General features: G+C 44.5%; 18 protein-coding genes and 1 tRNA gene. 8 read left to right on the forward strand and 11 right to left on the reverse strand.

Annotated elements, in window-relative coordinates; translation table 11 throughout:
- Positions 1 to 41: 41 nt before the first annotated feature.
- Positions 42 to 1,202 (reverse strand): FecR family protein, encoded by a 1,161-nt coding sequence (locus tag DWW52_RS08445; protein WP_118715057.1) that lies wholly within the window; start codon positions 1,200 to 1,202, stop codon positions 42 to 44.
- A gap of 123 nt (positions 1,203 to 1,325) precedes the next feature.
- Here DWW52_RS08445 and DWW52_RS08450 point away from each other — a divergent pair, with 123 nt between their 5' ends.
- Complete coding sequence (locus DWW52_RS08450; protein ID WP_118715058.1) at positions 1,326 to 1,877, forward strand: RNA polymerase sigma factor; 552 nt, start codon at positions 1,326 to 1,328, stop codon at positions 1,875 to 1,877.
- A 375-nt stretch (positions 1,878 to 2,252) separates the two neighbouring features.
- Here DWW52_RS08450 and DWW52_RS08455 read toward each other — a convergent pair.
- Positions 2,253 to 2,324, reverse strand: a tRNA-Arg gene (locus DWW52_RS08455).
- Between the two features lie 262 nt (positions 2,325 to 2,586).
- Here DWW52_RS08455 and DWW52_RS08460 point away from each other — a divergent pair.
- The 5 genes from DWW52_RS08460 (at position 2,587) to DWW52_RS08480 (ending at position 8,276) form a co-directional block, all read left to right on the forward strand.
- Positions 2,587 to 3,810 carry a PLP-dependent aminotransferase family protein gene (locus DWW52_RS08460; RefSeq protein WP_118715059.1) on the forward strand — a complete coding sequence of 408 codons (1,224 nt, stop codon included), beginning with the start codon at positions 2,587 to 2,589 and terminating at the stop codon, positions 3,808 to 3,810.
- Between the two features lie 97 nt (positions 3,811 to 3,907).
- Positions 3,908 to 4,360 carry a D-aminoacyl-tRNA deacylase gene (gene dtd / locus DWW52_RS08465; RefSeq protein WP_118715335.1) on the forward strand — a complete coding sequence of 151 codons (453 nt, stop codon included), beginning with the start codon at positions 3,908 to 3,910 and terminating at the stop codon, positions 4,358 to 4,360.
- 144 nt (positions 4,361 to 4,504) lie between these two features.
- A complete protein-coding gene (locus tag DWW52_RS08470; RefSeq protein WP_118715060.1) occupies positions 4,505 to 4,834 on the forward strand; it encodes a nucleotide pyrophosphohydrolase in 330 nt (109 codons plus the stop codon).
- A gap of 49 nt (positions 4,835 to 4,883) precedes the next feature.
- Positions 4,884 to 7,238, forward strand: coding sequence for an RND family transporter (locus DWW52_RS08475; protein ID WP_118715061.1), 2,355 nt, complete (start codon positions 4,884 to 4,886; stop codon positions 7,236 to 7,238).
- Positions 7,239 to 7,340: 102 nt separating this feature from the next.
- On the forward strand, positions 7,341 to 8,276 hold the full coding sequence (locus DWW52_RS08480; RefSeq protein ID WP_118715062.1) for a hypothetical protein: 936 nt from the start codon (positions 7,341 to 7,343) through the stop codon (positions 8,274 to 8,276).
- A 26-nt stretch (positions 8,277 to 8,302) separates the two neighbouring features.
- Here the strand turns inward: DWW52_RS08480 and DWW52_RS08485 are convergent, their stop codons facing one another.
- The 6 genes from DWW52_RS08485 to DWW52_RS08510 are packed head-to-tail and all read right to left on the reverse strand — an operon-like array spanning position 8,303 to position 14,307.
- Entirely contained in the window at positions 8,303 to 9,634 is a 1,332-nt protein-coding gene (locus tag DWW52_RS08485) for a DUF58 domain-containing protein (RefSeq protein ID WP_118715063.1), read from the reverse strand.
- Entirely contained in the window at positions 9,634 to 10,611 is a 978-nt protein-coding gene (locus tag DWW52_RS08490) for a MoxR family ATPase (protein WP_118715064.1), read from the reverse strand. The genes DWW52_RS08485 and DWW52_RS08490 overlap by 1 nt, the downstream gene beginning before the upstream one ends.
- Before the next feature lie 8 nt (positions 10,612 to 10,619).
- On the reverse strand, positions 10,620 to 11,780 hold the full coding sequence (locus tag DWW52_RS08495; protein WP_118715065.1) for a DUF4350 domain-containing protein: 1,161 nt from the start codon (positions 11,778 to 11,780) through the stop codon (positions 10,620 to 10,622).
- Complete coding sequence (locus DWW52_RS08500) at positions 11,777 to 12,502, reverse strand: DUF4129 domain-containing protein (RefSeq protein ID WP_118715066.1); 726 nt, start codon at positions 12,500 to 12,502, stop codon at positions 11,777 to 11,779. Before DWW52_RS08500 ends, DWW52_RS08495 begins: the two co-directional genes overlap by 4 nt.
- Entirely contained in the window at positions 12,486 to 13,364 is an 879-nt protein-coding gene (locus DWW52_RS08505; protein WP_118715067.1) for a hypothetical protein, read from the reverse strand. The genes DWW52_RS08500 and DWW52_RS08505 overlap by 17 nt, the downstream gene beginning before the upstream one ends.
- Entirely contained in the window at positions 13,351 to 14,307 is a 957-nt protein-coding gene (locus tag DWW52_RS08510; protein ID WP_118715068.1) for a stage II sporulation protein M, read from the reverse strand. Before DWW52_RS08510 ends, DWW52_RS08505 begins: the two co-directional genes overlap by 14 nt.
- Before the next feature lie 86 nt (positions 14,308 to 14,393).
- Here DWW52_RS08510 and DWW52_RS08515 point away from each other — a divergent pair, with 86 nt between their 5' ends.
- Positions 14,394 to 15,101, forward strand: a complete 708-nt coding sequence (locus tag DWW52_RS08515) for an RDD family protein (RefSeq protein ID WP_118715336.1) — start codon at positions 14,394 to 14,396, stop codon at positions 15,099 to 15,101.
- Positions 15,102 to 15,175: 74 nt separating this feature from the next.
- Here the strand turns inward: DWW52_RS08515 and deoC are convergent, their stop codons facing one another.
- Positions 15,176 to 16,036: a deoxyribose-phosphate aldolase gene (gene deoC / locus DWW52_RS08520; protein ID WP_118715069.1), complete on the reverse strand. Its 861-nt coding sequence runs from the start codon at positions 16,034 to 16,036 to the stop codon at positions 15,176 to 15,178.
- Positions 16,037 to 16,258: 222 nt separating this feature from the next.
- Here deoC and mutS point away from each other — a divergent pair, with 222 nt between their 5' ends.
- Positions 16,259 to 18,874: a DNA mismatch repair protein MutS gene (gene mutS, locus DWW52_RS08525; protein ID WP_118715070.1), complete on the forward strand. Its 2,616-nt coding sequence runs from the start codon at positions 16,259 to 16,261 to the stop codon at positions 18,872 to 18,874.
- 212 nt (positions 18,875 to 19,086) lie between these two features.
- On the opposite strand, the gene DWW52_RS08530 is transcribed toward mutS, so the two are convergent.
- Both DWW52_RS08530 and DWW52_RS08535 read right to left on the reverse strand, forming a co-directional pair.
- Complete coding sequence (locus DWW52_RS08530; RefSeq protein WP_118715071.1) at positions 19,087 to 19,365, reverse strand: TfoX/Sxy family protein; 279 nt, start codon at positions 19,363 to 19,365, stop codon at positions 19,087 to 19,089.
- A 4-nt stretch (positions 19,366 to 19,369) separates the two neighbouring features.
- Positions 19,370 to 20,167: a peptidylprolyl isomerase gene (locus DWW52_RS08535; RefSeq protein ID WP_118715072.1), complete on the reverse strand. Its 798-nt coding sequence runs from the start codon at positions 20,165 to 20,167 to the stop codon at positions 19,370 to 19,372.
- Positions 20,168 to 20,232 lie beyond the last annotated feature (65 nt).

Here is a 20,232-nt window from a genome sequence, read left to right on the forward strand (position 1 = left end):
AAGTACGAGTTCAGGTCGCCAAACTTATAACTCGTACTTTTCTATTTTCTCATCACTATAATACTTCTTCCTTTAATCTCGAACCTGATATCACAACCGGCCTCGAAAAAACGTAATAACGACTCGATCTTCGCATAACGATTCAGCGTTCCCGTGAAATACAACTTTTTCAAAGCCTCGTCACCAAACGTAATATCCACGTCGTACCAGCGCATCACATCATTCATGATTTCATCCAAGGGGCAACGTTCAAAACGGAATTGCTTCCCCTTCCACGCGATCTCGTTATCAATCTTCACTTTCCGGACAACCGCATCCCCTCCGTTTTCATAACTCACCTGATAACCCGGCTTGATTTTTATATAATTCTCCCGGTCGTCCTTCTTGCAAAATCCCACGCTCCCGTCAACCAACGTGGTCTTGATCTCCTTCTCGTCCGCGTAGCGTTTCACGTTGAACTCCGTCCCGTAAACCCTCACGTTACCCAGATCCGTTTCCACCACGAAAGGATGCTTCGCGTCATGCGCCACCTTGAAATACGCCTCCCCCGAAAGAATCACCCGACGCTCCCCCCCTCTAAAATTCACGGGAAACTGCAACTTCGAATCCGCATTCAACCAAATCTCGCTCTTGTCACTCAACACCACGTGATACTCCCCTCCTTTCGGGATAATCACCGTGTTATACGCCTCCTCCCCGGCTCCCTCGTCATCCGCGAAAGTAACCTTTCCCTCGTTCCTCGCGATCTCGGCAACACCGATTGCTAACCGGGAAGTATCCGTCGTTTTATCCAGATGGACACTCGTTCCGTCCGCCAACATCAGAATCGCCTTGCTCTCTCCCGGGATAATCTCCGCAACAGGCGTATCCGTTACCTCCGGTTGCCGATCGGGAATCATAAACATCCCCCCGATCCCGATAAGCAACACGGCTGCCGCACTCCAACCCAACCATCTCCGGCGTAACACCAAACGCCGTTGCCGTCTTCGCTCCCGTAACATCACGTCCAGTTTCGACAAAACTCTCGGCATATTAGTCTCGTGCACCGCATCCCCGTTCCACTCGGCAACCATTCGCTCGTAATACTTCCGGTGTTCGGGATCAGCCATCCACTCCTCGAACAACTCTTTCTCCTCTCCCGACAACACCCCGTCCATACCCCGCACGAGTAAATTCCAATCTATATGACCATCCTGTTTCATACATTTTATATTTTCATTTTCAAATATAATATCCACACGACCCCGAAACGGGGGACAATATTTTCATCTTTTTTGTAAAACAATCAAGAATATAGATAAATTTGTCATCAAAATCCAGCTCACGTGAACGAACAGATAGACATTAACGAACTTGGCAAGAGAATCAAAAGACGAGATGAAGAAGCTTTTCGTGTCGTATACGTGGAGTACTTCTCGAAGCTTCAACACTACGCCATGCGCTACCTATATGACTGGGACGAATCGGAAAACCTAGTACAAGATGCGTTCTTCACGTTATGGTCTAACCTGGACAAATACGACGAGAAACGTAACGTGGTCGCCTATCTGCTCACGATCGTCAAAAACGCCTGCCTGAAATACATTCGAAGTCTTAAAATCCACGACAACAACCAGGATAAAATGATAGAGGCCATGCTTTTCTCCGACCTCCCGAACGAAGAACCGGATGAAAACTTACAACGACGATTGAATCAAATCCTCGCCCAATTACCCGAAAAACAGAAAGAAGTCCTGTTAAAACACGCCGTAGAACACAAAACCCTTCCTTCCATCGCCAAAGAACTGGATATCGCCGAATCGACAGCCAAGACCCACTACAAACGGGCCATCGCCCTCTTGCGAAAGAACTTGCAATTCATCATTTTCGGTTTTTAAAACAAAGCCGGACACGACCACGAGTAAACTAACATAACTGCCTAACAATTAATTCATAATTAATAGAGAGTTTTATAATCATTACGTACTTACTAACTTTTCACTACTTGCTCAATACCTCCATGAACCCTATACGAACCCTATAGAAACCCTATATGAACCCTATTATAATAAGGTTTATATAGGTTTTTTATAATTTTATGATATGATTACTAACACTAGTCCTCAAGTATTCATAAAGTAGTAATAACGAATTCAGGATAAAACTCTCCGGTAACAGACCATGATAAATAACACACCTCCAATAAAAAAAGCTAAAAGTAAGATGATATGTCATTTACTTTTAGCTTTCAATTTTTAGCCTTTAGCTTTTCGTACCCCCGGGCAGAATCGAACTGCCATTTAAAGTTTAGGAAACTTCCGTTCTATCCGTTGAACTACAAGGGCTCCTTATTTGGTCTGCAAAACTAATCGAAAAAACTGTTTATTCCAAATAACTTACCCGCAAATTCCATACGGATTTTCGACACGATCATCAAGCTCCCGAAAAATCAAATTATTACTAAAAAAGCTCGAAAACATACAAAATGAAAGTGACACGATTGATTTTATTAAAAATTTGATACGAAAAATTTTATTTCAAAAACTTATTATTAACTTCGCAACACAAATACTTAACAGCGTATATTCACTTTAAATAAGAATAAACATGGTTAGCGACTACAAAGAAATTCTATCAGACAGCGCCAAAGGGATGAAGCGCTCTGCTATCAGAGAGTTGTTGAAATTAACTCAAAAGCCGGAAATTATTTCTTTCGCCGGAGGTCTTCCCGCTAAGGAATCTTTCCCGTTGGAACAATTACAAGAAATTTGTGCGGAAGTTATCGCCACAGATGGTGCTGCTGCTTGCCAATACGGTTCAACCGAAGGAGTTCCACAATTACTGGAAATCCTCGCTCAACGTTACCGGGATCAGGGATTAAGTTATGTAACTAAAGACAACATCACGATAATCACCTCTTCTCAACAAGGTTTGGATACAGTTGGTAAAATTTTCTTGAACCGCGGAGACAAATATATTTGCGAATTACCCTCTTACCTCGGAGCTCTCGGTGCTTTCAACTCTTACGGTGGCGTGGGAGTAGGTATCGCTCAAGACGAACAAGGGATGAGCGCAGTGGAACTGGAAAAGACTTTAGCCGAAATGAAAGCTAAAGGAGAGAAACCGAAATTTATTTATTTGATCCCGGATTTCCAGAATCCCGCAGGTATGACCATGCCGGAAGCCAGAAGAATAGAAATCTTGAATATTGCCAAGAAATACGAAATCATGATTATTGAGGATAGTCCTTACCGTGAATTACGTTTCTCTGGAAAACCGCAACGTATGTTGTATGATCTAGATAATGGCGAAGGTAACGTAATCACATTAGGAACATTCTCCAAAATCTTCTTACCGGGATTCCGTATGGGATGGGTTCTTGCTCACCCGATGGTGATCGACAACTTCGTGAAAGCAAAACAAAGTACAGACCTTTGTACTTCAGCCTTCTTGCAAAAAATTACGGTTAAATTCTTCGAAAAGAACTACTTCGATGCCAACGTAAAGAAAATCGTTGAAATGTATCGTAGTAAACTGGAAGCCATGTTGGGAGCTTTCGAGAAATACATGCCGGAAGGAGTGAAATGGACTCGCCCGGAAGGAGGTTTGTTCCTGTTCCTGACGTTACCGGAAGGATACGATGCTGAAGAATTGTTCCAGATCGCTATCGAGAAAAACGTGGCTTTCGTACTCGGAACCGTGTTCTTCGTTAACGGAAAAGGCAAAAATACCATGCGTATCAATTTCTCTTACATGAGCGAAGAACAAAACATCGAAGGTGTTAAGAGATTGGCCGATTCTATCAAAGAATTGTACGCGAGAAAAAAATAATCTAAAGTTTAGAGTTTAAAATTTAGAGTTTAGAGTGGAATGTATGAACGTATGGTTCGTACGTTTCACTCTAATTTCAATTTTTACATTTCCATTCATGAAAATAGTGATACAACGTGTGACACGGGCAAGCGTCACGATCAACGAGCAATTATTCTCATCTGTCGGTAAAGGCATGTTGATCCTAGTCGGCATCCAAGCCGACGACACGGACGAGGATATCAACTGGTTGGCCTCTAAAATCGTCAATCTCCGCATATTTGATGATGAAAATGGCGTGATGAATAAATCCATTCTGGAAACCGACGGGGAAATCCTCGCTGTCAGCCAATTCACCCTGATGGCCCGCACGAAAAAAGGCAACCGTCCCTCCTACATAGATGCAGCAGCTCCCGCCATATCTATTCCCCTGTACGAAAAATTCGTTTCCGTCCTGACCCAAGAACTTCACAAAGAAGTCAAGACCGGTCAATTCGGCGCGGAAATGAAAGTCGAGCTTTTAAATGATGGACCCGTAACGATCCTAATTGATTCAAAGAATCGCCTATGATCGTTAAACTAACAACTAAAAGACAAAAGTTGTATGAATTCAATTTTACGAGATAAAAGTTATATTTTTGCCACAAGAACACTCAAATCCAAACCTGAGAAATGAACTTTTATCTTTTAGTTTTTAACTTTTAACTTGGTAACAATGGATATTGCAGAACTACAAACAGCCGTTGACGCGTGGATCAAGACTCACGGGGTAAGATATTTTAACGAGTTGACGAACATGACGATTCTGGTAGAAGAGGTCGGGGAACTGGCCAGGGTCATGGCTCGAAAATACGGGGAACAGTCGTATAAGGAAGGAGAGAAGGATAACTTGGCAGAAGAGCTGAGTGACGTGCTCTGGGTTCTCGTGTGCCTGGCGAATCAAACCGGGGTTGATTTGAACGAGGCGATAAACAACAATTTTGCCAAAAAAACGACAAGAGATGCTAATCGTCACAAAAAAAATCCGAAACTCTTAAAAGATTAAACACTTTTATCCTACTTTTGCCAACAAATGCGCAAAACAATAAAACATCATGTGGATTAAGATAGCAGGGATTCTTCTTCGTAATCGGGTGGCCTTTATCGCAGGGGTCTTAATTATTACTATTTTCATGGGATTTCAAATCCCGAAAGTGGAAATGTCTTATGAATACTCGAACTTGCTCCCCGCCACGGATAGCGCATATCTTGACTATCTCGATTTTCACGAGAAATTCGGACAAGAAGGCAACGTGATGGTCTTTGCCATACAAGATAAAGACTTTTACCAGCTTGACAAGTTGAACGACTGGATCAGCATGTGCGACAGTCTGAAAGCATTGAACGGGGTTGTGGCTCTCGTGGATATCACCCACTCGTTCAACCTCCACAAAGACACGCTAAATAAGAAATTCGATATTCAACCCATCTTCCCCAGCCATATAAAGGATCAGCAAGAACTGGACAGCCTGGTGAATATTATCGAGAACCTGCCGTTCTATGACGGAACCCTGTTCAATAAATCGAAAGATATATACGGGATGATGGTTTCCGTCTCCGCTGACGTGATGAATTCTCCCGCCCGCGTGGGACTGGTGAAAGACGTCGTGGCGATCACGGAACATTTCACGGAGAAATATAACCTCCAGATGCATTATTCCGGACTTCCCTATATCCGGGTTGTCAACGCGGAAAGTATCAAGGGGGAGATGTACATGTTTATCATTCTGTCGTTGTTGATCACGACATTCATCCTTTACCTGTTCTTCCGTTCTTTCCGGATTATCAGTTTCTGTCTATTGATCGTGCTGATTTGCGTGAGCTGGACGGTTGGCGTCATGGCCATGTTGGGTATTAAAATTACCCTGCTCACGGCGATGTTACCCCCCCTATTAATCGTGATCTGTATCCCGAACATGGTATTTATGATCAATAAATTCCACGCGGAATTCGACCGTCACGGGAACAAGATCAAGGCCCTGCAACGCATGATCCAGAAAATCGGGAACGCCTCGTTCCTGAGCAACCTGACAACAGCTGCCGGGTTCGCTACTTTTATCGTTACTTCGAGCCAGATTCTTGTGGAGTTCGGTATAACCGCTTCTATCGGAATCACGTTCGTGTACCTTGTATGTCTGGTAATGATTCCCTGCGGTTTCAGTTTCATGCCGGAACCGGACAGCAAGCAAATCAAACACCTACATAATAAATTTATCACCGGAACTCTCGATAGAGTGATTCGCCTCATCCTGAATCACCGGAATGCCGTGTATATCACCGCCACGACCGTGGTTGTACTGGGAGCGATCGGGATATCCCTGATGAAATCCACGGGATACATGGTCGATGACTTGAAAGAAACAGACCCGATCCGGCAAGACCTGAGTTTCTTCGAGGAGAACTTTGACGGGTTGATGCCCCTGGAAGTGACGGTTGATTTCGGCAAACCCAAACAAGTGCTGAACTTGAACAACCTCCAAAAACTAGATAAATTATCCGAGGAACTGGCACAAGACGAAGATATTTCCAAACCGATTTCTCTTATCGAGGTCATCAAATTTGCCAATCAGGCATTCTATAACGGGAAGCCCGTCTATTACAGGCTCCCGACAAACATGACGAAGAATTTTATCTTGAAATACGCCTCCCAATCCACGGGAGCCATCGGCGGACAGGCTAATTCGTTCGTGGATTCCACGCTCCAACGGGTTCGCCTCAGTTTCCGGGTAAAAGATATCGGCACGAAGAAGATGCAGGAGAAAGAAAACAAGCTATACGAAATTGTCGAGAAACATTTCCCCAATGACCGTTACACGGTGAAAGTCACGGGATCCAGTATTATTTTCTTCAAGGGAACCCAGTACCTCGTGTTTAACTTGTTTACCTCGCTAGCCTTGGCAATTCTCTTGATCGCCGTTTTCATGGCCTGGATGTTCAAGAGTAAGCGCATGGTACTCGTGGCTTTAATCCCGAATATCATCCCGCAGATTATCACGGCCGCCATCATGGGGTATTTTGGTATCCCGATCAAGGCTTCCACGATCCTGGTATTCAGTATCGCCTTCGGTATCTCCGTCGACGGGACGATCCATTACCTGGCCAAATACAGGCAGGAATTGCAAGGAACGAACTGGAGTATCCGTTCATCCGCCGTACTGGCATTGCAAGAGACGGGACAAAGTATGATTTACAACGCGATCATCCTGTTCTTCGGATTCGGTATTTTCGCACTTTCAAACTTCGGGGGGACAGTCGCCCTGGGTATCCTCGTTTCGATTACCCTGTTAGCCGCCATGCTCTCGAACCTGATCCTGCTACCGTCACTCCTGCTCACGCTGGATAAACACACGACGAACAAGACATTCCAAGACCCTAAAATTTTTGACGAAGAAGAGCCGAAAAAGGAGTAACGATCAACACATTTCTATAGATGAAAAGTTAAATAACAAGATAAATTGTATTTTAACAGAAATAAAATGTATCATTGCCTCTATTAATCAATCGGCGGCTATATGAAATACATTTTATTCCTTGCTTGGAGCATATTGGTGATATTCCCAAGCGCAGCACAAAAGAAAGTTACAATAACAACAGAAAGTTATTCGCAATGGCGAAATAAATCCCCGTTTGGGATTACCGTACGTTATGATCATCGGAATTACAATTCCATGAAAAATTATCTTGTAGATTCAAGGGTTGCTTTTGATGGAGGTAATATGTGGGATACTGAAAATAATCAAGAACCAATTGATCCTTCTGCTTGGGAAAACGTATGGCAAGAACTTCCCAAAAGTGTTAAGGTTAAACAAAATTCATTCAATATAATCCGCCTGCAACCAGACATTTGGGTATTTCCATTCCTCAATCTGTATGCCTTCGGAGGAAAAATATACAATAATGGAACAATAAATTATTTATACAACCCGGAAGAATCTGCCCATAAAATAAGTTCTGATGGCTGGGAATACGGATTCGGAGTTAAAAGCGAATATTTCTACAAGGGCTTCAAACCTCAAATTGGATATTCCATGTATTGGAATCATTTTGACAAGATTAGCAATAAAACAAAATATCAGGAAATTGATATTAAGCTCGGGTATTCCTTTCATACTAATTCTTTTGCAATAAAAAACATCCATATTTATGCTGGAGGAACTTACAATTATACAGAATTCGATATAACATATAAAATAGACTACTACGTAACAAAGGAGATATTTCAAAATAAAAATTTCCCGTTACATTTTCTCAACGAGATAAACTCAAAAATTACCCCCACGTTCATTTATCATGATATTTTATTTCAAAAAATGCACTCGTGGAACATGAACACAAGTATTGATCTGGAAATACCATACGGTATTCATATCCAATTCGAAGGGAAATTTCTAGGAAATCACTCTTCGTTTTCAACGGCTCTTTCTTATCGTTTGTTCGGCAAAAGATAATTAAAATAGATCAGGAGAGCGGAGTTTTAAATCAACTTCCGCTCTTTCAGGTTCAGATAACTATTAATGCTGTTGACCGTGAGGGATTCCGGCTTGGAGAGAATAACCCGGATGCCGAGTTGACTCAATTCCCGTACCATTTGCCGTTTCTCGGTGGCAAACCCGGCAGCAATTGTCTCGAAATAAACATCTTTCAGCGTGCGCACCGGACGTTCGAGGGCCTTGTTCAATTCGGAATTCTCGAAAAGAATAACCAGTACCAGATGACGGGCAGCCAATCGCTGTAAGGCCGGAAGATGCCGACGCAATCCGGACACGGTATCGAAGTTCGTAAAGAGAATTAATAAACTCCGGGTAGGGATTTGCCGGTTGACGGAAATATACAATTTCTCGAAATCCGCTTCCTGGTAATGCGTCTCCAAGCGATACAATGCCTCGCTGATCTGGTTCAATTGCCCCACCCGATTATCGGCTTTCACGCAATTACGGGAATTATTCGAGAAAGTAATCAATCCTGCCCGGTCTCCTTTTTTCAATATTACATTAGACAGGGTCAATACCGAATTGATCGCGTGATCCAGCATCGTCATCCCGTTAAAAGGGGACTGCATCGTACGCCCTTTATCAACCAGACAATAAATCTGTTGTGATCGTTCCTCGGTATACGTATTCACCATCAATTGATTGTACTTTGCCGTGGCCTTCCAGTTCACCGTACGGGGATCATCCCCTGTAACATAAAGTTTGATCTGCTCGAATGCCATATTCCCCCCAAGAGGCCGGGTACGTATTCCCCCGTTCTCCGGGTGATAATTCCCGAACGCCATCAACTCGTAACGGTGCATCATCATGAATGAGGGGTACACGGCAACATCCCGCCCCGCGTCAAAAGAATAACGCCTCTCCACCAACCCGAAACGAACGGATACAAACACCCGAATCTTCCCGAAATTATAAGCCCCCCGTTTCGTGGGACGCAAGGTATAACGAATCTCTTCCTGACCACCGGGCTTCAATTCCGCGTGAAAGGAAATATTCCTATTCTGGAACTCTACCGGAATTTCATCTATAACACGAAAATGGACGTTCAACGGGTAACGATTTCTCAATATCAGACTTACCGGATTCTCCTCCCCGTTAGACAGTTTATCCGCCACGACTCGCGACGCTTCCACGCCTTTCACATTCCGGTACAACTCGAACAATTCCAACAAAAATAAAAACAGAACCGTGAACAAAGCCCCCGTTACCCAAATAAGAAGCAACGGGAAAACGTAAGCCATCACAAGCGAGAATATTCCTAACAAGATAATCAGGAAAAATCGCCGGGATAAATATGTCTCTTTAAATACACGCACTATCTTGGAACTTCAATTTTAGACACTAGCTGTTGTATAATCTGGTCAACCGTCACCCCTTCCATCTCTTTCTCGGAAGACAATTGCACCCGATGACGTAACACGGGAGCCACCAGGTAAAGCACATCATCCGGCACGACAAAATCCCGTCCCTGAATAGCGGCAAAAGCCTTCGCCCCGTTCATCAGCGCGATCGACGCCCGAGGAGACGCCCCAAGATAAAGCCACCCGCTCTTACGAGTTGCTTCCACGATATGCACGATAAAAGATTTGATCTTCGGGTCGACCAGCACTTGAGCCACCTGCCCTCTCAGTTTCTTCAAAGCCTCGACGCTCAACACGGGTTCAAGCTCCTGCCAACGGGCAATCGCTCCCCGGTCATGCAATTCAAGCACCTCGATCTCCTCCTCCACCGAAGGGTATGTCACGTTGATTTTAAACAGGAAACGATCCAACTGGGCCTCGGGCAAACGATAAGTTCCCTCGTGTTCTATCGGGTTTTGTGTCCCGACCACCACGAAAGGATAATCCATCTTGTATTCCACCCCGTCATTCGTGATCTGCCGTTCTTCCATGACTTCGAACAAAGCCGCCTGCGTCTTTGCCGGGGCCCGGTTAATTTCATCCACCAGCACGATATTCGAGAATATCGGCCCTTTCCGATACTCGAAACGCCCTGTTGCCGGGAGAAAAACCGAAGTTCCCAGAATATCACTCGGCATCAAGTCCGGCGTGAACTGAATCCGGTTGAAAGTAGCATCCAACATCCGGGCCATAACCTTCGCCATTAACGTCTTGGCTATCCCCGGCACTCCCTCGATTAATATATGTCCGTCAGCCAGCATCGCCGTGAGTAACAGATCGGCCACTTCCCGCTGCCCGATAATCACCTTGCCCATTTGCTCCCGTATCCGGGCTATCTTCTCGTTCAAGTCAGTAAAATCTATTCTAGACTCAAAGTTTATCTGATCTTCCATAGTTATATCTAGCTTTTAGTTTTAAATAGTTCAATATATTTCACCAATTCCCGCAATTGCTCCTCGTTCACGTGTTCCGCTTTCCGTACACGAACAATCAGGTTCACCAAATTTTCCACGCTCTCACGCCCAACACCCGACCGTTCCGACAACAAGTCGATAAAGCCCCTGTCCAACTCCTCCGTCCGTAGTTTATAATAATAGCGAACCTCTTCGAGGAAACTATTAATTCGTTTGTTGGCAATAGCGAAGTGATCTTTCTGTTTATAATACAAGGAACTCACCACCGACACGAATTCCAGTGTCCTGTTCTCCAATGGCCGGATCACCGGTATCGGCCGTTGTTCCCGTTTAGACCGGAAAAGCAAATACAAAAGTCCTCCCAGCATCATCAAGACATAAGCCCATTTCAACGCCGGATATCTCAAGATAACCTGAAAAAGCGTGTGTTGCCCTCCCGTCCCGGACTTCAAATACTCATCCCAAACCACGTTTTCATCCGCAGGCAAGAACGACAGGACTTTCTGGTAATAATCTCCCGCCACGGAATCCAACAAGTAGAAATTCGTGAATCCCATCGGATTCGCGTGCAAATAAATAACTCCCTCCCCGTAAGGCACTTTCACGAAATTAGGATTCTCCACCTGATTAACATACCCCAAAACCTCCCCGTTAAAAGAGTCTCTCAAACGAAAACTGGTATGATTTGACGCGAAAGAATACGCTTTATCCTCGAAACCCCGCAAATAATCCTTCCCTTGGGCTATCCTCTTCCCCTCTTCAATCCCGACAATCGAGAACAGGGTATCCGGAATAAAATCTGCCGACACGAAAAGAGAGTTCCCGTTTTCGACTTCTTCCAGCAAGGTAGCAAAATCTCCCTGATCTATCTTGAAAAACATCCCCACGAAAAAATAAGTCTCCGGGAAATGACAATCTCCCATTCGCAACCGTTCACGCACTGAATTACGGGAAACCCGCACGCTCCCCTCCGGGAACAGATACGGAAGAGCATCTTTCAAAATATACGTCCCGTAAGGACTTTTCTTGTCAACCGAGAAATTCCGACTCCAATCAATAGGCTGCGGCTTGTTCACCTCGTAAGCCGAATAAACCGCCATGATCACGATCACGAAAAGAATAATCAGAACATTCTGCCGCCGCTTCATGATTCCACCTCCTTTCTGAAATCAACAAAATATCGTTTGATATTCTGGTATTCGGCCTCGCTCACGGGAAACTCCCCGTAACACACGTGATCAAAAATCCGGCTTATCTCCTCGAATGTCCTACTCCATGCCTTGTTTTTTATCTCGTAGATATAATCCCGGTTGGTTTTCGACGCCTCCCAACGAATAACCTGTTTCTTGTCTAACATCTGCAACAACCCGGAATAACTCACCCGGATCGCCAGCACGTAATCATTATCCTGCTCGGCCTTCGCCAATAATCGCACGAAAGCATCCGCTTCCTGCTCCCCGGTATATTCGACCGAATCATCCGGGAAAAACTCTTCTTCCCGTCTCCGGAACAGGAACTTATCCCGGTTCCGTATCACCACGTAAACCAACCCGACCGCCACCAGTGTTGCCAAAATATATAAGATAATATCCAACGCCTGCAAAGAACCCTCCGAGGCCTTCATCCTGAACAAGCGTTCCAATATCCACCGTTTGATCCGGTCCCATATCGTGGGACCATCTTGAATTTTCTGCGTGTAATCAAATGCCGCGTCTTTCTTGTATTTTTCCAGAAAATCAGCTTTCGGGGTACGCAAAACGTAAGAAGAATCCCGGGCCAACAAAGGCTCCCGGTCACTCCCTTCCATCCGTATCGCGCTCCCGATAAAAATGAATACGAATAAAATAATATATTTAATCAATCCCTTCATCCGATTTCTTTTCGGGTTCCGCCCCCAACTGCTCGATCTGGCTCAACAAAGTCGTGTGTTCCATCTCCTCCGTCCGGGAGAAAAACATCATTCCGATTCCCACGAACATCACGGTATACAAGGTATATTGTCCCAAATTAGAAAGCAATAACGAGAACGTGATCTCGTAAGCACCGGGAATCTCTCCCGTAAATGCCGAAGAAAACATGACAACCATATAGGGAATCTGAAACACGTAAGCAACAACACCTACCAATAGGGATAACACGATAATATACCCTAACGTTCTCCACCAATTTCCCTTCACGATAGCCATCGACTCGCTCATGATCTTTCCCAAACCACCATCTTTTAATACAAGGATACAAGAACCGAATGTCAAAGCGACACCAAAATATATTCCGGGAACCAATAAAAACATCGAGCCAACAAGAACAATCAGTCCATAGAATAGCGACCAAACGATATACACGCCCAATTTCTTCAACATCACTCGAAACACTTCAGCTATCGTAATCCGTTCCTCTATACCCTCCCGGTAATGATCCCAGTAAACCCGCAAATAGGAAATAGAAAACAATTGTACCCATAAAATCACCAACATTCCGGAAAGCGAGGTTAACGCCGTACGAACCATCGTTCTCCCGAAAACATCCGGATCATAATTCACCTGAGGAGTCATGGACATATTCAACATCTCCAGCAACAAATCCTTCATTAAAAACAACATGATCAGTATCACGGGAAAACCAATCACGGCAAACGCCCGGATAAAAGGTACGAATTCCTGTTTCATGAAATTCACTGTTGCCGTTATCAAATCCGAAAACGATCGTTGCACGCATAAATTAATTCTTTCCATTGGTCTCATTTTTATATAAATAATACGGATATAAAACAAAATAACCGATCACCCCTCCCAACGAGAGGAGGATCGCGGCGGCACCCACCACGGGATAGGCATCAGCGTGACGGGTGATAAAACTCTCGATCCAACCGGCGATAATAAAGAACGGGATCAATCCGGTAACAATCTTTATCCCCCTTAAGGCTCCCTGTCGGAAAGAATACGAACGTTTGTACGTCCCTGGAAACAGGAAACTATTTCCCATGACCAATCCCGCCCCTCCGGCAATAATAATAGAGGTAATCTCGAAAGTCCCGTGCGCCCATACGGACATCACCGAATGCAGCAAAAGCCCTTGTTGGAAAAAGAAATACTGGAAAGCCCCCAGCATAATACCGTTCGCGAAAAGCATCCACAATGTCCCCACCGAAAAAAGAATCCCGAAAACAAAGGCGATAAACGACACCTTGATATTATTTGCCGTAATCATAAAGAACATATTCCCCTCATCACTCGAAGAATAGACCCCCATCGGCGTCCCGTTCGCGATATTATTCAACGTCTGGTCCACGTAAGCATCCCCTAAAATCAAACGCACGAAAGTATCATCTTTCGACGTCGAGAACACCCCGATCAAGGCCGAGAATAAAAAGAAAAGCAAGGCAAACAACAAGGTCCGTCTTTCCCGGTACAACAACAACGGGAATTCATGCATCCAGAAAGCGATAATCCCCTTCTTCTCCGATTGATCCTGCCCGTAAATGTTAATCTGGTAAACAGCTATCAACTGGTTCAAATACTTAACCACATCGCTACCCGGATAAAAAGTCTTGGCGTAAGAAAGATCATCCGACAGAATCACGTAATTTGAGGCAAGCGTGTCTGCATCCAAATGGTTTACCTTCTCCATTTTTTCCCACTTCTCTTTATTTTTACTTACAAACTTAGCCTCTTTCATAACTTATTACCACACGTTTTTCCTGTGATAAAAATAATGTATTTATTCAAAAATAATGTATGTTTGTAAAAATATTTCTGCTTATCATGAACATTTCTATCAGTACGGCTCATAATGTTGATATTGACTACACTCCCGCGGGTGTTCTGGATCGTATTTTGGCAACAATGATCGACGGGGCGGTTCAACTCGGGATATTCCTTCTGGGTATAATGATTTTCGGACTACTCGATCTGCCCGGTTCCTCTACCTGGTATTTTATCCTGCTGACAGTAATTATCGCCTTGTATCATCTGGTTTGCGAATCGGTATTTCACGGGCAAAGCCTCGGCAAACTGACCATGCACATCCAAGTCGTGAAATTAAACGGCAAGAAACTCACCTTCTGGGATTGCATGCTTCGTTGGATATTCCGGCTCGTGGATATCTCCATTTCAAGTGGCGCAATCGCCGTCATCTCGATCATGATCTCCAAACGAATGCAACGTCTTGGCGACATGGCCGCGGGAACAACAGTCATCCGTCACGAAAAAGACGTTACCCTGAAACAAATGAGCGAATTCGAAGCCCCGGAAGAATACCAAGTCGTCTTCCAACAAGCCTCGCTGCTTTCAGACAAAGACATCAAAATTATTAAAGAAGTATTACGGGAAGTACGTAAAAACAGTAATTACGCCCTTCTGGGTCCACTAACCAAAAAGATCAAAGAAATTACAGGAATCGAGACGGATATGATTCCCTTGGAATTTGTTGAAACAATTCTTAAAGACTACTCACACCTAGCAAACAATTAACCCAGCTCGACCTGCAATCATAATATAAGTCACGGAGTCATTAAACTCCGTCACTCTTTTCAACTTTCAGTTGTCTATCGTTTCATCTCCTTGATGACATCCTCCAATAACTGGGATGTCCCGATTCGGAAATAAGCCGGGGTAAGCCATTGCTCTCCCAAGACATGTTTCACGATTGTCAGGTAACGAATCGCGTTCTGTATTTTAGTGATCCCCCCGGCAACCTTGATCCCGACCATTTTTCCCGTCTGTGCATGGAACTGACGCAAAGCCTCGCAAATCACGTAAACCATCTCCGGCGTGGCATTCACGGGAACTTTACCCGTTGACGTTTTTATAAAATCCGCCCCTGCATAAGCACCGATCAACGAAGCATTAAACACGCTCTCGATCGTCTTCAACTCGCCCGTTTCCAAGATTACTTTCATCACGACCCCGGCACACACTTTCCGGATGGCCACCAATTCATTATATACTTTCTCGTAATTACGCTCTAAAACATCCCCCACAGAAATCACCACATCAATTTCATCCGCACCTGCGGCAATAGCTGCCTTACATTCAGCTAATTTTACCTCCAAGAAACTCTGGGCCGCCGGGAAACAAGCCCCCACGATCGTCGTTTTAATCGGGGTTCCGGACAGACATTCCTTCACGATCGGGGTAAACCGGGGAAATACACATACCGATGCCACATCCGGCAACATATTCTTCTTTATTTTCTTCAACAATTCAGAAACAAAGGTCGTGATCGATTTCTCCGTGTCGGTAACTTTCAGTGAAGTATAATCCATACAAGAAACACACAATTCGAAATTCTCGTTACAATAAGCCGGAGCTATTTCTTTCTCTATCACACCATCCAGCTCGAATTCAATCCGATCCTCTAAATTCGAATACCCGTAAATTGCTAACGTTTCTAATATATTTTCCATATAAGTACTTTATTAATCGGCTGTCCTCCATACCCGTCTGGAGATTAATACGAAAAAAATCTTCGACAGGTTATCTTTCAACACCATCACTTCGTCCTTTTTAGCCTATGCAAAATTACGCAATGTTTACGAGGTTTTAAAACAAATCTCGATCAAATTATTTACTTTTGGGAGGCGAAAAGCAGCTATTAAAATTTAATAACAGATTATAAAGACAAGATAATGGCAACAAAATCAGAAGAACAAACTCCGCTAATGCAACAATATTACTCGGCAAAAGCTAAATACCCGGATGCAATTTTATTATACCGGATGGGAGACTTTTATGAAACCTTCGGTGAAGATGCCATTCTCACGGCAAAAATATTGGGGATCACATTAACAAAACGTTCTCACGGTTCTCCGGGGGATGTCGAACTCGCCGGGTTCCCGTATCATGCCATCGACACGTATTTGCCCAAACTCGTCCGGGCGGGCCAACGAGTGGCTATCTGCGAACAACTGGAAGACCCGAAAAAGACGAAAAAGTTAGTAAAACGCGGGGTTATAGAACTCGTCACCCCCGGAGTTTCCTATAACGAGAACACCATTGATAATAAAAACAACGTCTTCCTGGCTGCCGTCTATTTCACGAAAACCAAAGCCGGACTATCTTTACTCGACCTTTCCACGGGAGAATTCCTGACAACGGAAGGAACTCCTGCCACGATGGATAAAATCCTGAACAGCTTCCAACCCAAAGAAGTCCTTTATCCGAAGGGATCGGAAGCCCGCTTTAACGAAATATTCGGGACAAAATATTACACTTACCCGATCGAGGAATGGTTTTTCGAAACGGAATCCGCTGCCGATCGACTCAAAAAACATTTTGAAGTCGCTTCGTTGAAAGGATTCGGGATAGACAAAATGGATTGCGGGATATCAGCCGCGGGAGCCGTTTTGTACTATCTCGACATGACCAAGCATGAACTGGTGGGACACATCACCTCGATCGCCCGTATTGACGAATCGACCTGCGTGTTACTTGACCGATTCACGTTACGCAACCTTGAAATTCTGGACACGCTCCACGAGGGAGGCCGTTCACTGGCAGATATTATCGACAAAACCATTACTCCCATGGGAGGCCGGACCCTACGCCGTTGGTTATGTATGCCCTTGAAGAAACCCGCCGAAATCAACGAACGTCTGGATATCGTCGAATGCTTCGTGCATCATGAAACGGAACGCCTGGAACTGGAACAAATACTCCGCACGATCGGCGACTTGGAACGTCTGGCTTCAAAGATCGCGGTCGGGCGTATCTCTCCGAGAGAAACCGTTCAACTAAAGATTGCTTTACAAGCAATCAAACCATTGAAAGAACAATGTTTAGCAACAGGAAACGAAGTTCTCCAAAAATGGATGCAACAACTGGATAACTGCGAGTCCTTATGCGAAAAAATAGACCACGAAGTCCGGGAAGACGCTCCCTCCATGCTAAATAAAGGTAATGTCATCGCCACGGGTGTAAATGCAGAACTGGATGAATTACGTGAAATCTCCTCTCACGGAAAAGAGCTGCTTTTAAGAATGCAACAACGTGAAATAGAGAACACGGGAATACCAACATTAAAGATCAGCTTTAATAACGTGTTCGGTTATTACATCGAGGTCACGAAAACACACGTGAACAAAGTGCCGGATACCTGGATACGCAAACAAACCTTGGTTAACGCGGAACGTTACATCACCCCGGAATTAAAAGAATACGAAGAAAAGATTCTCGGTGCCGAAGACCGGATTCAAGAACTGGAAAGCGACATTTACAACGCTTTGTTAGCCGCCGCAGCCTCGTACATTAAACCGATACAACTGGATGCCCGTATCATTTCTCACATCGACACGTTAATCTCTTTTGCCAACATCGCCATAACGAACAATTATCATCGGCCGGAAATCAATGACTCGTTCAACATCGACATAAAAGCCGGGCGCCACCCCGTGATCGAGCGTCAACTTCCCCCGGGAGAAAACTATATCGACAACAACCTTTACCTCGACAACGAGAAACAACAAATCATTATCATCACCGGACCGAACATGGCCGGTAAATCCGCCCTCTTGCGCCAGACCGCGCTGATCGTGATCATGGCGCAAGCCGGATGTTTTGTTCCCGCGGCTTCGGCAAAAATCGGGTACGTGGATAAAATCTTTACCCGTGTCGGGGCTTCCGACAACATCTCCCTCGGTGAATCCACCTTCATGGTCGAAATGAACGAGGCGGCCAATATTCTGAACAATATCTCCGACCGAAGTCTGGTATTATTCGATGAACTCGGACGAGGTACCTCCACGTACGACGGTATTTCGATAGCCTGGGCAATCGTGGAATTCCTGCACGAGAACCCGAAAAATAGAGCCAAAACGCTATTTGCAACCCACTACCACGAACTGAACGAAATGGAACGTTCCTACCCGAAGATCAAAAACTTCAACGTGTCGGTGAAAGAAGTAAACAACAAAGTAGTCTTTCTCCGTAAACTCGTAAAAGGCGGCTCCAACCACTCATTCGGTATTCAGGTCGGCAAAATGGCAGGACTGCCGCAATCCGTGATCAAACGCTCCTCGGAAATACTGAAGCAATTGGAAAACGACCGCAACGCCAGCGGTTCGATCCAGAAAAACGTTTCCAAGATCGGCAACGAACGGGAAGGCATCCAACTCAGCTTCTTCCAACTGGAAGACCCCGTGTTACTCCAAATCCGGGACGAAATCGCCGGACTGGACATCAACAGCCTCACCCCGCTTGAAGCACTTAACAAATTAAACGAGATCAAAAAGATTACCGGAATTTAAATAACCTGTAAAACAAGCTAATTTACATAGAGGAGGCTGTCTGAAAAGTCAATTTACATAGAACTACCACCCCTAGCCCCTCCTTACACAGGAGGGGAAACCGCTTGGTAATCAACCTTCACCCTGTGTAAGGGGTTTCACTCACGAACTAACTCTCCCCCTGTGTAAGGGGGAGTTGGAGGGGGTAGTATGTTTTCATAAAAAGAGACTTGTTAGACATAGCTTTTGATTCTAGCCTTTAACTCTTCTTTCAATTCAGATGGGATATCGTTCCAATGCAAATCTAATAAAGCCCCTTCCAAAGAATAAAGATAATAGCATACAGGAATTGTCTTTCCAGGATAATTCTCACGTATTCTTTTAAAAGCCTCGACAGATGTCATTTCCGCAAGATCAGCCAAAGTGAATATACCAATTTCATTAAGACACTTTTCAATCGTCGCTCCTATATTCTTAGCTTTTCTTAAATCACTGCTTATCCTTAATTTCATAAATTCATTTTGTTATTCTCTTTATCACCACATCCTTCACCGGACGATCGAAATCATTCGTTTTAACGGCAGCGATTTTATCCAACACGTCCAGCCCCTCGATCACCTCCCCGAACACCGTGTATTGCCCGTCCAGATGAGGGGTACCCCCGACGGTCGTGTAGGCTTCTTTTTGCAGTTCCGTCAGCACCAGTTCCTCGTTTACAAACAAACTGTCGCATTCCCGGGTCAACTTCTCGGATAAATCATTCAAAGCCCGCGTATCATTCGCTTCCTGCAAACGGGCGAAATCATCTTTATACTGATCCTTCATTTTCTCGTACAACGACACCTTACGCCTTTCATTGACACTTTTTACAACCGATTCCAAACGTTCGGGCGTGTACACCTGCCCCTGAACGATATAAAACTGCGCCCCGCTGGATTTACGTTCCGGATTCGCATTGTCACCCTCACGAGCGGCGGCAAGAACACCTTTTTTGTGAAAATATTCCGGAACAAACTCCGCATCAAGCTGATACCCAACGTCTCCTTCCCCCAGCATCACGTCCGGCGCAGCATTCCTCGATGTCGGGTCACCTCCCTGTATCATAAAATGATTGATCACCCGGTGAAACAATAATCCGTCATAAAACTTTTCTCCCACCAGTTTCAGAAAATTATCCCGATGCTTCGGTGTCTTATCATACAAACGCACCTTGATATCCCCATACTCCGTGGATATCTTAACGATAGGCTCCGTCTCTTTCTTACACGAAGCTACAAACATTAAAATCAACAATAACCCGATTAATTTATTCATAATGATTCTGTTTCTAATTACAATTTAGCTCTTACCTCACAAAAATAAAGGAAAAAACTTTATTA

Source organism: Odoribacter sp. AF15-53 (genome assembly GCF_003479425.1).
GTDB lineage: Bacteria > Bacteroidota > Bacteroidia > Bacteroidales > Marinifilaceae > Butyricimonas.